8 protein-coding genes are annotated in these 14,735 nt (G+C 48.9%); all 8 read left to right on the forward strand.

Annotated features, from left to right (window positions below):
- Positions 1–221 precede the first annotated feature (221 nt).
- The 8 genes from ACYVF1_RS12440 (at position 222) to ACYVF1_RS12475 (ending at position 14,725) form a co-directional block, all read left to right on the forward strand.
- Positions 222–809 carry an RNA polymerase sigma-70 factor gene (locus ACYVF1_RS12440; protein ID WP_461079115.1) on the forward strand — a complete coding sequence of 196 codons (588 nt, stop codon included), beginning with the start codon at positions 222–224 and terminating at the stop codon, positions 807–809.
- 132 nt (positions 810–941) lie between these two features.
- Positions 942–2,183 carry a FecR family protein gene (locus tag ACYVF1_RS12445; RefSeq protein ID WP_461079117.1) on the forward strand — a complete coding sequence of 414 codons (1,242 nt, stop codon included), beginning with the start codon at positions 942–944 and terminating at the stop codon, positions 2,181–2,183.
- A gap of 172 nt (positions 2,184–2,355) precedes the next feature.
- Positions 2,356–5,949 carry a SusC/RagA family TonB-linked outer membrane protein gene (locus ACYVF1_RS12450; RefSeq protein WP_461079119.1) on the forward strand — a complete coding sequence of 1,198 codons (3,594 nt, stop codon included), beginning with the start codon at positions 2,356–2,358 and terminating at the stop codon, positions 5,947–5,949.
- A 6-nt stretch (positions 5,950–5,955) separates the two neighbouring features.
- Positions 5,956–7,476, forward strand: a complete 1,521-nt coding sequence (locus tag ACYVF1_RS12455) for a SusD/RagB family nutrient-binding outer membrane lipoprotein (RefSeq protein WP_461079120.1) — start codon at positions 5,956–5,958, stop codon at positions 7,474–7,476.
- A gap of 118 nt (positions 7,477–7,594) precedes the next feature.
- Positions 7,595–9,784 carry an outer membrane protein assembly factor BamB family protein gene (locus ACYVF1_RS12460; protein ID WP_461079121.1) on the forward strand — a complete coding sequence of 730 codons (2,190 nt, stop codon included), beginning with the start codon at positions 7,595–7,597 and terminating at the stop codon, positions 9,782–9,784.
- A gap of 96 nt (positions 9,785–9,880) precedes the next feature.
- Positions 9,881–11,245 carry an enolase C-terminal domain-like protein gene (locus ACYVF1_RS12465; protein ID WP_461079123.1) on the forward strand — a complete coding sequence of 455 codons (1,365 nt, stop codon included), beginning with the start codon at positions 9,881–9,883 and terminating at the stop codon, positions 11,243–11,245.
- Between the two features lie 255 nt (positions 11,246–11,500).
- Positions 11,501–13,744: an outer membrane protein assembly factor BamB family protein gene (locus tag ACYVF1_RS12470; RefSeq protein ID WP_461079125.1), complete on the forward strand. Its 2,244-nt coding sequence runs from the start codon at positions 11,501–11,503 to the stop codon at positions 13,742–13,744.
- Positions 13,745–13,813: 69 nt separating this feature from the next.
- On the forward strand, positions 13,814–14,725 hold the full coding sequence (locus ACYVF1_RS12475) for a sugar phosphate isomerase/epimerase family protein (protein WP_461079127.1): 912 nt from the start codon (positions 13,814–13,816) through the stop codon (positions 14,723–14,725).
- Positions 14,726–14,735 lie beyond the last annotated feature (10 nt).

Here is a 14,735-nt window from a genome sequence, read left to right on the forward strand (position 1 = left end):
TAACAGGACAAATTGCGTTTTTATAAACTTTAATAGATCTATTTGTAGAAATTAAGGTTTTATTAAGATTTTATTAAGGTAATTATGTTATTTAGTATCAGATAGATCCAAAAAAATAATGGATTTATAAAATTTTTAATACCATTATCAGACTAACACAGTAGAGAGCAGCAAGTATTAAATCAACGATTCTGCTTTTCATACGTAAAACTCACCGTGTAATGGGAGTACTCAAGCAACTAACGTCGATTAGGAAAAATCCAGAAGTAACTTCGGAGTCGCTGGAGCTAGATGCGCTATTTAAGGAATTCTACGACCGGCTTGTCTACTTCTCAGGACAGATACTCCGGGATCAGGCACAGGCTCAGGACATTACGCAGGACGCTTTTATAAAATACTGGCAGGAACGGGAAAATATCTTTCCCACCAAGGTTGCCATCAAAAACTACCTCTACACAACAGTACGTAACGCTAGTCTGAACGTAATACGGCATAATAAAGTCGTAGATGATTACTGGTTACGTAACGGTCTTTCAGAGTCGGAAGAATTAACCATCATGGACGCAATAATCTCCTCCGAGGTCCTGGCTGAACTTCATTCGGCTATTGAAGCGCTACCTGCTAATTATCGCACGATATCTGAGATGAGCTATCTGGAGGGCAAAAAAAATCAGGAGATTGCTGACGAATTAGGCATGTCAATCAACACCGTCAAGAAGCAAAAACAGCGGGCTCTTGAACTGCTCCGAATGCGACTCTCGCCTGAATTGTTTTCACTATTAGTTACTATAAGCAGCAACTTCCTATAAACCCCTTATTATCAAAGCCTTGATTTCTATATAATTCAATTCAACCTTTCTGCAGAAAATATTTTCTTTAAATTTTATATTTCCTTTATCCTATTCCCTGGTCTGCGTGTCTCTATGAGGTAACGCAATACCATGGATAATTTTAGCCATTATTTTAGACAGGGAGATCTGATTGCTAAGTATCTTAAAGGAGTGCTGAGTGATCAGGAACAGAAAGAGCTGGACGATTGGATTGCCCAAAGCGATCACAACCGGGCTCTGTTCATCAAGCTGACTCAGGAGTCGACGATTAGTAATGAGCTGGAGGCCTTTGGTTCATCTGACAAAACCGAAGCTTGGGAAAAAATAGCTCATGAATCCGGATTTAGTTCGCCTAAGGATGCCTCGTATATAGGTATACGTTCACTACGTTACGTTGCTGCCGCTGCTGTAATACTTATAATAGGATTGTTAATTTACCCGTCATTCAAAAAGCAGAATTCTCCCAAACCTGTTGCGGAAAAGCCGAAAGATTTTGCTCCTGGTGGTAATAAAGCAGTGCTAACTTTAGCCGATGCATCAAAAATAATTCTCGACGATGTAGCTGATGGTCAAATCGCCCGGCAAGCCGACGTAGTGATTACAAAAACGGCTGATGGGCAACTCTTGTATGGAGGAGGTTCAGCAGGAGTTTCTTCTAAAGTATCCCCTGCGCAACCCAGCTATAATACGATTACAACACCTCGCGGTGGCAAGTTTCGGATTATACTTCCCGACGGAAGCAAAGTCTGGTTAAATGCCGCTTCGTCACTTAAATATCCCACAAAATTTACTGGCAATGAACGCATTGTGTCGCTCACAGGCGAGGCTTATTTTGAGATAACGCCCCAGAAAAATGCCCGTAAGCAGTCGATGCCTTTCCGGGTACATTCAGCCAGCCAGGTTGTTGACGTATTGGGCACGCATTTCAACATTAACAGTTATTCCGATGAAAGCAGTGTTAAAACGACCCTACTAGAGGGCAAAGTTAAGGTTACGAAAACCACCCCAGACCGAGCTGAAAACGCGACCGAAATTATCCTTAAACCCGGTGAACAGGCTCAGCTATCCGTCGACAAAAAGCGTAAATTCAACCTGGTTACGAAAGTAGATCTGGAAGAAACGATAGCCTGGAAGAACGGGCAGTTTCAGTTTAAAGATACGGACCTGCCTACCGTTATGCGACAAATTGCCCGCTGGTACGACGTAGAAGTTGATTTTCAGGGCAAACTGCCGGATACAAAATTTAGAGGAAAGATTTCGAGAGACGTACCACTCTCCCAGATTTTTCAAATTCTCCAGTTGAGTGGCATCAACTTTAAAATTGAAGGAAGAAAAATAACCGTAAGATCCTGATCGACAATTGCTAAACTGGGCAAGGCTCGGAATAGCCGCGGAGTTTCTCATAAAAAAAGCCGGAATGTGTTGCGAGCACTTCCGGCGAAAGGCTGGGATTTCTCTGCAATGAGCAGATAAGCAAAACCTGTTGACGTACAAGTTTTTACCAACCCCAAACCCGTACAAAAGTATGAACTATTCTACTTTTTACCTACGTCTGTGCCAGTCCGAACGCTGGACGCAGCTTAGGCAGCGAATGACTCCCCGACTGACCCAAATGAGTCGGGATACGAAACGAACATGGATTATGCGACTCAATCTCACCAGCATATTCTTATTAGTCGCCTGTCTGCATATGTACGCAGCCGGGTACAGCCAATTGATTTCGCTGAACGAACGTAACGCACCACTTGAAAAAGTGATGATAAAGCTGGAAGAACAGAGTGGTTATTCCTTCTTTCTGCAATCGAACCTGCTCACGATCAGCAAACGGGTTACGTTACGGGTGAAAAATACGCCGTTAGAAAAAGTACTGGATGAAGTATTCAGAAACCAACCATTAAGCTATTCCATTGTCAGTAAGACGATTGTCATCAAAAAGAAAGAAGAAGCCGCACTTTTTGAGAAGTCGATTATTAACAGAGCCAGTAGTATTACCCTGGCCGACATCGAGAGTAAACCAGGTCTGCCGGAGCTGCAGGTTGGCCTGATCCAGAACGTAAAGCGGGCACTTACTGAAATTAACGGGAAAGTCACGGATGCAAAAGGAGACGGATTGCCGGGGGTAAGTGTGGTCGTTAAAGGCACTACTACTGGAACAACAACTAACGTGGATGGCGTTTTTTCATTAAATGTGCCAGACAATTCGGGAAGACTGGTTTTCTCGCATCTGGGCTACATCTCTCAGGAAAAAACCTATATTGGTGCCACTACAATCAACGTAGTACTGGCGGAAGACTCCAGAAATATTGATGAGGTTGTCGTTACAGCTCTGGGTATCAAGCGGGAATCGAAAACGCTTGGTTACGCCACGGCAACGGCAACGCCCGAACAGATTGCCGTTAACAAAACCGCGAATTTCATGAACGCCCTTCAGGGCAAACTGGCTGGTGTAAACATCACGCAAATGGGCACGGGGCCTGCCGGAACGACGAAAATACGTATTAGAGGGCAATCTTCCCTTGGCGCCGAAAACAGCCCGTTGATCGTTGTAAACGGCATTCCGATTAACAACAGTACGTACGGAATTGGCGGGAACAACCCAACGCGCGGTACGGGTACTTCGGACGGGGGCGACGGTTTATCGAGCATCAATCCCGACGATATTGAAACGATGAACGTATTGAAAGGTGCTGCTGCGGCTGCCCTTTACGGAGCCCGTGCTAAAGACGGCGTCATCATGATTACTACCCGAACCAAGGGGGCAAATCGGGGTATTGGCGTCGAAGTTACGTCGAACGTTACGTCCGATTCACCACTGGATTATACTGATTTTCAGTATGAATACGGGGAAGGTGAAAATGGCGTTCGACCGACAGCACCCAACCCGACCTCGGGCGTGTGGAGTTTCGGTGAGCGTTTTCAGCCGGGCATGACGCAAATCTTATTCGATGGCGTTGAAGTGCCGTACGTACCGCAATACAATCGGTACAAGAAATTTTACCGCACAGGCTACACGTTTACTAATACGGTTGCGGTATCCTCAGGAGGGCCTAATGGCGGTTTTAACCTGTCGATTTCGAATCTGGATAATACAAGTATCATTCCGAATTCAGATTATCACCGCAAGACGATCAACCTTGGTTTTACGCAGAATATTACACCCAAGCTGATCATCTCGGGCAACGTCAACTACTCGAAAGAGAATAACCGAAATCCGCCTGTCATTTCGGGAAACGGCTTTAACATTGCGCTGGTCATCAATACGTTATCTAATTCCATGCCGCTGGATTTACTGGATCAGAAACGGTATGATGCCGCCGGAAATGAAACCGTTTTTTCGCGTTTCCGTAACCGGACGAATCCGTACATTTCGGCTTATGATCGCTTCGAAAACATTACTCGCGACCGACTTTTTGGCAATATATCCGCCCGCTACAACTTTACAGACTGGCTGTATTTGCAGGCCCGAGTTGGGCAGGATTATTTCGCCCGAAACCGCGATTACAATAACCCGACCGGAATCGCTTTTCTGTCGCCGGCTCCGGCGGGTTTTTTCAACGGCATCTATAACCAGGAAGCGGGTCATTTTCGGGAAATCAATGCGGACTTTCTGTTGAGTGCTACCCGTAAATTCAAGGATTTTGGCGTCAACGTAACACTCGGCGGTAACCAGCGCTACGTCCAGTCTGATTTGAGCAGCGTATACGTGCAGGATTTTATTGTGAAAGGACTTTATACCGTGGCAAACGGTCGGCAGAAAGAGCCCGGATTTACCAACTCAGAACGTCAGATCAATTCATTGTATGGTGCCGCTGAGGTGTCGTATAAAGAGTTTTTATTCCTGAATGCCACGGCTCGCAACGACTGGTTCTCTACGTTATCGCCCGAAAACCGGAGTATTTTGTATCCATCGGTCACGGGTAGCTTTGTTTTCTCGCAGGCCTTCGATAATCTGCCCACCTGGCTGACTTTTAGTAAACTTCGAGCATCGTATGCGCGGGTGGGTAGCGATCTGGATATTGCGCCCTATGCAAACCGGCTGTTTTACGGCGTCAATGCCAACCTGTTTACCAGCTACGACGGTAGCCTTCAGCCGCTTGGCACAATTAGTACCGGTACGATTCCCAACGCCAGTCTGCATCCGATGAACGTATCGGAGGTGGAATTTGGTACCGAATTGAAACTGTTTCAGAATCGGGTCGGCGTCGATCTGACGTATTATCAAAAACTGAGTTCTGATCAAATCTTGGCGGCTCAAACCTCGGATGCGTCGGCCTACACCAGCCAGTTGATTAACGTAGGGAAAAGTAAAACGCAGGGTGTTGAATTGTTGCTGACGCTGGCGCCGGTTCAAACGACGAATTTTCAATGGAATGTCAGTTTCAATGCGTCCTACAATACGTCGGAAGTGCTGAAGCTCGGGAACAGCGATAAAGACGTAACGATTGGCGGAAACCTTCGCTTTGTTGTCGGTCAGCCCCTAGGCCAAATTTATGGCTTCGGCTATCTACGCGACAGCCAGGGCCGGCAAGTGTTCGACAAAAACACCGGTTTGCCGCTACGTACGCCCGATCTAATTCGGCTGGGAAGTGCCCTCCCCAAATACTTCGGTGGTATCACGAACCAGTTCAATTATAAAGGCATCAACCTGTCGTTTCTGATTGATTTCAAGCTGGGCCACGACATGTTCTCGCAAACAAACTGGAACGCGTATCGGCACGGACTGCATAAGGCCACGCTGGTGGGTCGGGAGCAGAACTACGTCATCGGCGATGGGGTCAATCCCGGCGGGGAAGTCAATACTACGAAAGCTAATTTACAGCAGTTCTATTCGATCGATAACACTCAGATTCGGGAAGGATTCGTTGAGAACGCTGGTTTCTGGAAACTTCGTCAGGTGACGCTTGGCTACGACTTCACCAAGCTTCTACCTAAAACATTCTTCATTAAAGGCATACGGGTTAATGCGGTCGCCAACAACGTATTGATACTAAAGAAATGGATTCAGAATATTGACCCAGAGGAGTTTAGCAACATTTCCGATACGTCGACCGGGTTAGGTGGCGACGGTGGTACGCCCACTACCCGCAGCATTGGTGTCAACGTAAACCTTAAATTCTAAGCCATCATGAAAAAATTAGCACGCTTTCTGGTTTGCCTGCTCACAAGCACTCTGCTGCTATCCAGTTGTGATAAAGGCTTCGACGATTTGAATACCAATAAACTCGTTCCAACATCGCTGGACCCGGTTTATCTGATGAACTCCGCGATTGCCAATACGTCTTATCCGCTCACGACGCTGGTGTTTGAGATTGCCATTGTGCAGCAGGTCGTTACGCCATTCGGCGGAGCGTTGGTCGGCGGAAATCTGAACATCGATAACCGTACGCGGAATTCGGGAAACTGGCAGCAATATTATCGGAATGTACTGAAATACACGGCCGATGTGAAGACGGCAACGGCTAATGATCCGGCCCGGTCGAATCTGTATCAAATTGCCCGCATCTGGCACTCGTACGCCAGCATGTTGCTGACCGACTCCTACGGTGATGTTCCCTATAAAGAAGCCAGTCTGGGTTATATCAACGGCACTGTTTTTCCGAAGTATGACGCGCAGCAGGCCATATATACGGATATTTTAAAAGAGCTGGATGAAGCTTCGGCTGCACTGGATACTAAAAAAGCGGCTTTCAGCAGCGACATCCTGTATAACGGGAACGTAGTACGCTGGAAAAGCTTTGGTTACTCACTACTGTTTCGGGCGGCCATGCGCCTGAGTAAAGTAGATCAGACAACGGCAAAAACCTACGTAGCCAAAGCCGTGGCTGGCGGGCTGATGAAAGCCTCTGACGATGATGCTATCATCCGGCATTCGTCGCAGTACCTCAATGCCATCGGTGATTTTCTGAACGCGGCCGAAGCCAACAACTACTACCTGGCTGAGCCTTTTCTTAATTACCTGAAAAGCAACAACGACCCGCGTTTGGCGTCTATCGCCGTTCGCTACGTTGGTGCAACCAGCGGCCCTAATCAGGTGGCTTCGCGGGCCTCTACCGATCCAAAAGTACAGATTGGAATGCCCATCGGGTACGATAATGGAGCCATTGGCGGTGTTGCCAAAAATGCTGGATTAGCCAGTTTTTACGATTATTCGCAGTTAGACCGTACCCGCCTGGGCGCAACCACAGCTCCCGTTTTCCTGGTTACGTACGCCCAGACGCAGTTGTTATTGGCGGAAGCCATTGCACGGGGCTGGGCCACGGGCGACGCAGCCGCAGCGTACGCCAACGGCATCCGCGCCCACATGCAGAGCATGGCAAAATACACGGATCGGTCGGCGATCAGCGCGGCTGATATTGCTACGTATCTCCAGTCGCATCCGCTCGAAACGGGCAAGGAGCTTGAGCTGATCAATACGCAATATTGGGTGGCCTCTTTTCTGAATGGACCCGAAGCCTTTGCCAATTTCCGACGTAGTGGTTTTCCGGCGCTGAAACCGAATCCCTACAAAGGCGAAATTACCGAAGCGTTCATCCGCCGACTCACCTACCCTGATTCCGAATTATCTGTTAATGCGGGCAATGTTCAGGAAGCGATTCAGCGACAGGGGGGCGACAAAATGGACACACACGTTTGGTGGGATAAATAAGCAGAAACTGCTCACTTAGAACGTAGTAGTACGTTGGCTTTCAACACGCTACTACGTTCTAAGCGAACACGTTTTCTTTATTTCGCTTCTATTCGGCACAATTGTTTTACATATTTCTATGAACCGTTTGAATCGTAAGGGAGCAATCTTCGGACTGGTAACAAGTGGCGCTTTCATTGCCAGCATGGTAACAGCCGAAGGTCCGCTATCGACCGGTAAAGATTGGCCCAATTACGGCGGCAATAAGGCTGGAAATCGCTATTCGCCACTGACCCAAATCAATACCCAGAACGTAACGAACTTACAGGTCACCTGGATGTATGACGCGTCCGAAAAACCCGATGCGAACGGACGTCGGCGCGACCGAGCGATTCAATGTCAGCCAATTGTGGTGGATGGGATTCTCTACGGCACTACGCCTGACCTGAACCTCTTCGCCCTGAAAGCGGGAACTGGCGAACAAATCTGGAAATTTGAACCATCACGTAACGACCGGCGCAACTCAAATCGGGGCGTTGTCTATTGGCAAAGCGGTTCAGACAAACGTATTCTGTATACGGTTGGCGCCAGTCTTTACGCCATCAATGCCGCAACGGGTGAGTCGATTTCCAGTTTTGGCACCAATGGCAAAGCAGATTTGCACGAAGGTTTGCAAACTGGTCTGGATCATGATGTAAGTAAGTTGTCGGTAAATGCTACGTCGCCGGGGATTGTGTACCGGAATACGTTTATCATCGGGTCGAGTGTGTCGGAGTCGGGTGATGCGGCACCCGGCCATATTCGCGCTTTTGACGTAGTGACGGGTAAACTGAAGTGGGTGTTTCACACGATTCCGCAGCCGGGCGAGTTTGGTTATGATACGTGGCCAAACGATGCTTACAAGAAAATTGGGGCTGTTAACAACTGGAGTGGCATGTCGCTGGATGAAGGCCGGGGCGTCGTGTATTTCGGAACCGGCTCGCCTGCGTCTGATTTCTACGGTGGCGACCGCAAAGGCCAGAACCTGTTTGCCAATTGCATTATGGCGCTGGACGCCGAAACGGGTAAACTGAAGTGGTATTACCAGACCATCCACCACGACCTTTGGGACCGTGACCATCCCTGCCCACCGAATCTCATTACGTTGCAACGTAACGGGAAGAAAGTTGATGCGGTGGTTCAAACAACCAAAGATGGGCTGGTATACGTACTGGATCGGGATAAAGGAACTTCACTTTTTCCAGTAGAAGAGCGTAAGGTTCCTATCAACGGTTTACCCGGCGAACATCCTTGGTCAACGCAGAAATCTCCCCTTAAACCGCTGCCCTCAAACCGGCAAGTGTACACCGAAGCCGACATTACAGACCTTTCGGCGGAAGCGCACGCGTACGTAAAGGAGCGTTTTCTTCAGCTAAAAACGGACAATAAATTTGCTCCTCCAACGGAGAAAGGCACACTGCTTTTTGGCTATAGTGGTGGAGCCGAATGGGGCGGCAATGCCATCGATCCATCAGGGATTCTTTACCAGAATGTCAACGAAGAACCCTGGGAACTGATCATGACCAAACGCGCAGATCTGGCGCAACGTAACGTGCCTGTTACAGCGGGAAATGCTTTATACATCGCAAATTGTGCCGCCTGTCATGGGCAGGACCGACGAGGAAGTGGCCCCGAATTACCTTCACTCATCGACATTGGCAAAAAACGATCAGTGGAAGAAATCAAAACGCTCCTGAAAACCGGAAGCGGTCGGATGCCTTCGTTTAGCCATTTATCAGAGAAAGATCGCGACGCGCTTATCAGTTTCCTGCTGAATACCGAAACCAGTTCGGCCAAAGTTACTCAGACCTCATCCGCTACGTCCACTTCGGCGACTAAAAGTGGCTTCCCCTACGTACCAATGTACGTGAGCAAAGTCTGGCAACGCTTTACCGATAAAGAAGGCTATCCCGGTATCAAACCGCCCTGGGGTACGCTGAATGCCATCGACCTGAATACCGGCGATTACCTCTGGCGGGTTCCGCTCGGGGAGTACCCGGAATTGGCCAAGAAAGGCGTGCCTACCACCGGAACCGATAGCTACGGCGGTCCACTGGCAACAGCGGGCGGACTGGTGTTTATTGCCGGAACGAAGGATGAAAAAATCCGGGCGTTCGACAAAAAGACGGGTAAGGTTATCTGGGAATATCAGCTTCCGGCAGGCGGTTTTGCAACACCCATTACGTACGAAGTGGCAGGAAAACAGTACGTTGTCATTGCCGCTGGTGGCGGAAGAGGACAGAAAATCGGCGGAAATTATATCGCCTTTTCCCTGAAAACAGAACGCTGATTTTTAACTGGCAGATTATAAATCAGTACTACGTAAAAGACGTAAAATAGCTTTTCAAACGAACAGATTTCTAAACCATTAACCGAATACACTTTTATGTCAAAGCCAGAACTACAATCAGAAACCACCCGTCGTAACGCCTTGAAAATGATAGGTATGGGATCAACTGCAGGCATCTTCGGTCTTTTCGATAGCCCCAAAGCACGCGCCGAAAACTACGTAACACCTGCCTATGCGAAAGGAACAACCCCGGTCACAATTAAAAGCGTACGCGCCATCACGACAGCCCCGGGCGGTGCCAACCTGGTGATTGTGAAAGTCGAAACCTCCGAGCCCGGCTTGTATGGGTTGGGCTGTGCTACGTTCACACAGCGGGCGTTGGTTGTGGTACCGGCTATCAATACGTATCTGAATGAATTTTGCGTCGGCAAAGATGTCGATAACATCGAGGATATGTGGCAGTCGGCTTATGTCAGTTCCTATTGGCGGAATGGCCCTGCGCTTAATAACGCCCTTTCCGGTCTCGATCAGGCACTTTGGGATATCAAAGGAAAACGAGCGAACATGCCTGTCCATCAACTACTTGGAGGCAAAACCCGATTTGCCGTCGATACGTATACGCATGCTAGCGGACCAACTCCCGAAGCCATCGCCGACAAGGTTCAGCAGTTTATGGAGATGGGATTCCGGCATGTGCGTATTCAGCAGGGAGGTTATGGTGGCGTCGGTGCGATGAATGATATCAAACCTGATTTTAAAGTCGCCGGATTTGGCAAAGAAACTGACGATTTTTCCGATCAGAAGACGTACCTGAGACGGGTTCCGAAAATGTTCGATACGGTACGCAAACGTTGTGGTGAAACCGTGGAGTTGTTGCACGATATGCACGAACTAACGGAGCCCATCGATGCGATCAACATGATCAAAAGTCTGGAAGAGTACAAACCTTATTTCATCGAAGACCCCTTCTCGCCCGAAAACACGAAGTGGTTCAAGATGTTACGGGAGACTACTGCGGTACCCATTGCCATGGGTGAACTCTTTAATAACATTAACGAGTTTAAAGAGCCGATGGCCAATCAGTGGTTCGACTTTATCCGCATTCATATTTCTCAGATTGGCGGAATCACCCCTGCCATGAAGGTAGCCCGATTGGGCGAATGGTTCAACGTTCGTACCGCCTGGCATGGTCCCGGTGATACGTCGCCTGTGGGGCACGCGGCCAACAATAGCATCGATATTGCGGTCTGGAATTTCGGAATTCAGGAATCGCAGATGTTTAACGACCGGGTGAAAGAAGTATTTCCGGGTTGCCCGACGATAAAGAATGGCTATTATCAAGTGAGCGATTCGCCGGGTTTGGGAATTGACATCAACGAAAAAGAAGCGGCCAAATACCCCATCGGAACCCGTTCGCGCTGGACAGTACGTAAAAGCGACGGCACCATTTTAAGACCGTAACGCAATTGGCTAAAGTTTTCCAAAGAAAGCTTTAGCCAATTGAAGCATTCCGGCATTCATTAAGACTTTGTTAAGATTCCATTAAGTACGAAAATCGTACTTCGGGATCTTATTTGCCCAAAATAAGCCAGGTAACCTACCAGTTTCACTTCTGATTTATGCAAATACCTACCGATGAAAGCACTACGTCATAAACGGAGACTATCTGGTTATTGGCTGGTCCCTCTCGTCCTTTCAGCCTTTTTGGGTCTCGCTATGATTGGTCTGAAGGGAGTTAATCCACGTATCAACCAGCACATTTCAGACTCGAACTGGCCCCAGTACGGCGGTCGACCTGACCAGTCTAAATATGTGAACCTGAGCCAGATCACGAAGCAGAATGTTGGCCAATTAAAGGTTGCCTGGCATTACCCGACGTCCGATAAGGTCGAGTATTTGTTTAATCCGATTATTGTCGATGGGGTCATGTACGTACTGGCGAAGAATAATTCGCTGGTGGCTCTCGATGCGGCAACGGGCAAAGAGATCTGGATACACGCAAATCTGAATGGAATCACCTGGCGAGGCATTAATTATTGGGAAAGCAAAGATCGCAAAGACCGGCGGCTGCTTTTCTGCCTGAACAATACGCTACAGGCCATCGACGCACAAACGGGTAAGTCGATTCTGAGTTTTGGCAACAATGGTTCGGTTTCGCTGCGGGAAGGATTGGGCCGCGATCCGTCCACCATTGGGCGGATTCAATCGACAACACCCGGCGCTATTTTTGAGAATCTGATCTTATTGGGTTCGTCACCGGGAGAAAACCTGTTTTCAGCACCGGGGCATCTTCGGGCATACGACGTAGTGACCGGCAAAATGGCGTGGGTTTTCCATACGATTCCACATCCGGGCGAGTTTGGCTACGATACGTGGCCGAAAGATGCATACAAATACGTCGGCGGGGCTAACACGTGGGGTGAAATCACGCTCGATGAAAAGCGCGGTATTGCTTACTTCCCCGTCGGGTCGCCTACGTATGACTATTATGGCGCCGACCGAATCGGCAGTAATCTATTCGGCAACTGCCTGCTGGCGCTCGATGCCCGCACGGGCAAACGGCTATGGCATTTCCAGACCGTTCACCACGATCTTTGGGACTATGACCTGACGGCTGCTCCACAACTCCTGACCGTCCGCCATAAAGACCGGTCTGGCGGGACAAAGTCAATTGACGCTGTAGCAATTGCAACGAAACAGGGTTTCTTGTTTGCCTTCAATCGGGTAACGGGTGAGCCGTTGTGGCCTATCGAGGAACGGCCCGTCCCAGCCAGCAACATGCCAGAAGAACAAGCCTGGCCAACGCAACCTTTTCCGACCGTACTACCTCCCTTCAATCGACAGAACGTAACGGTCAACGACATTAATCCATACCTTACGGCGGAAGAACGGGACAACTGGAAGTCGCGAATGGCAGCCGCCCGGACCGGTTTATTTACACCTATTTCCGATCAGTATGAGGTAATTGCCATGCCCGGAGCCGTGGGTGGCGCTAATTTTGGGAACACAGCCGCCAACCCTCAAACGGGGATCATGTACGTAGCGGCTCAGGAATATCCATCCGTTTACCGGCTCGCCAAAACCGAATTGGGCCAGGCCGCTCTGTCCGCCGATCAGATAACGCGGGCAACCAGTACATACAAAAACTACTGCCAGTCGTGCCACGGTGCTGACCGGACGGGTGTTGTTGGGCCGTCGCTGGTAGACCTCGGTACGCGACTCAATTTCGATAATTTCAAAGCGGTAGTTGGCGTGGGTAAAGGGCAGATGCCCGGCTTTCAGCACATCGATGAACAGACATTGAGCGCCCTGTACCGATTTCTGGGCGGTACGATTGAATCTGGCAGTCGACGTCCACAGAGTGCTCCATCGGGTTCGGTAGCGATGCCGGATGGCCCTGTAGTGGCTTCTGGGGGTGTCCCGAACGTACCAAGTGGATTTACGGCAATGCGTCCGACCAACGCGCTACGTGCCTATCCTGAAGACGTAGCCAGACCGGCTAACAAATACACAACCGGGTACGGTCTGGAATATTCCAATCTGCTGAGTCCGCCGTGGTCGTTTATCGTCGCTTATGACCTGAATGCCGGAACGATTAAATGGAAAAAGATAATCGGGCAGGACATTCGAGTGTTGAAACAGGGCGGGAAAGATACTGGTACGCCCATCGGTTCGCAGCGGAAAGGTATGATTGTTACGTCGACCGGGCTACTGTTTGCTACGTCCAAAGGCGGCAAAATATACGCTTTCGACGCCGAAACAGGCCAGACGCTCTGGACCGGCGAACTACCCAAAGAAACACAGGGACTATTATCCATGTACGAATCGAAAGGACGCCAATACCTCGTCGTTAGTTCCACCGCCAACTTCACCGTCGAGAGTGTTGCGAAAGGCGATACAAGTGTCCGAGCTAACGGACTGCCGCCGGGCTACATAGTATATGCACTTCCTGAGAAATGATCGCCTATATTTTTTTATAATGTTAACCGGTCCGCTGGTTAGCATGACAAAAAAATGAATCCTTATTCTATGGAACGAAGAACATTTTTGATCAATACGTCCGGTCTGATACTAACCGTCTGGACTTCACCGGCATTCCGCCCCGTGTCTGCTGACAAAATGGAGCGTATCGCTATGGGGACGGTTTTGTTTCGCTACCGATTTAAACAGACCAAGCCGAAAGAAACAGCCACCATCGCTAACGAACTGACATTGCTGGACGTACCGACTTATTACAAAAAACGGTTTGGCATTCAGCAACTTGAATTCTGGAGCAATCATTTCGAATCGCTCGAAAAACCGTATCTGGATCAGCTTAAAGCCAGCATGAAAGCCAGTTCATCGCGACTGGTGAACGTACAGGTAGACAGCGCATACGACTTAGCGGCAAACGATGAAACCGAGCGGCAACGGAGTCTGGCGCACGTCAACGAATGGATGGATGCCGTGGCTTATCTGGAGTCGCCCTGTGTGCGCATCAACCCCGGCCGGGCGAATGGATCGGTGGAGAAGAGTATCGAGTCGATGAAGGCAGTAAATGAGTACGCCAAACGTAAAAAGCTTATTCTGCTGACTGAAAATCACTTTGGTCTGGAGATGAATCCCGGCGTACATGTACGTATTGTTCAGGAAGTCGGTCAATCCACTCCAGAACAAAAAAACATCTATACCCTTCCTGATTTTGGCAATTATTCACAGGATGCCCGCTTCGACGCTTTGGCGAAAATTATGCCTTATGCTTACCTGATTTCCGCCAAAGTGGACAGTTTCAACGAAAACATGGAGCATACTTCCTACGACTTCGACCAATGCGTACGTCTTGCCGAGCGGATGGGATTCAAGGGAATTTATTCGCTGGAACAGTATAGCGGCAAGTACCAGAATCTGGATTACGAGAAAGTAGCCGACTGGCTGATCGAGCACGTAAAACGTAACATCTAGGCCACTAATC

This window comes from Spirosoma flavus, from assembly GCF_054778555.1.

What these genes read in the sequence shown, in the direction of transcription:
- ACYVF1_RS12440 (WP_461079115.1), top strand. Translation starts at nt 222, where the DNA reads ATGGGAGTACTCAAGCAACTAACGTCGATTAGGAAAAATCCAGAAGTA.
- ACYVF1_RS12445 (WP_461079117.1), top strand. Translation starts at nt 942, where the DNA reads ATGGATAATTTTAGCCATTATTTTAGACAGGGAGATCTGATTGCTAAG.
- ACYVF1_RS12450 (WP_461079119.1), top strand. Translation starts at nt 2,356, where the DNA reads ATGAACTATTCTACTTTTTACCTACGTCTGTGCCAGTCCGAACGCTGG.
- ACYVF1_RS12455 (WP_461079120.1), top strand. Translation starts at nt 5,956, where the DNA reads ATGAAAAAATTAGCACGCTTTCTGGTTTGCCTGCTCACAAGCACTCTG.
- ACYVF1_RS12460 (WP_461079121.1), top strand. Translation starts at nt 7,595, where the DNA reads ATGAACCGTTTGAATCGTAAGGGAGCAATCTTCGGACTGGTAACAAGT.
- ACYVF1_RS12465 (WP_461079123.1), top strand. Translation starts at nt 9,881, where the DNA reads ATGTCAAAGCCAGAACTACAATCAGAAACCACCCGTCGTAACGCCTTG.
- ACYVF1_RS12470 (WP_461079125.1), top strand. Translation starts at nt 11,501, where the DNA reads ATGATTGGTCTGAAGGGAGTTAATCCACGTATCAACCAGCACATTTCA.
- ACYVF1_RS12475 (WP_461079127.1), top strand. Translation starts at nt 13,814, where the DNA reads ATGGAACGAAGAACATTTTTGATCAATACGTCCGGTCTGATACTAACC.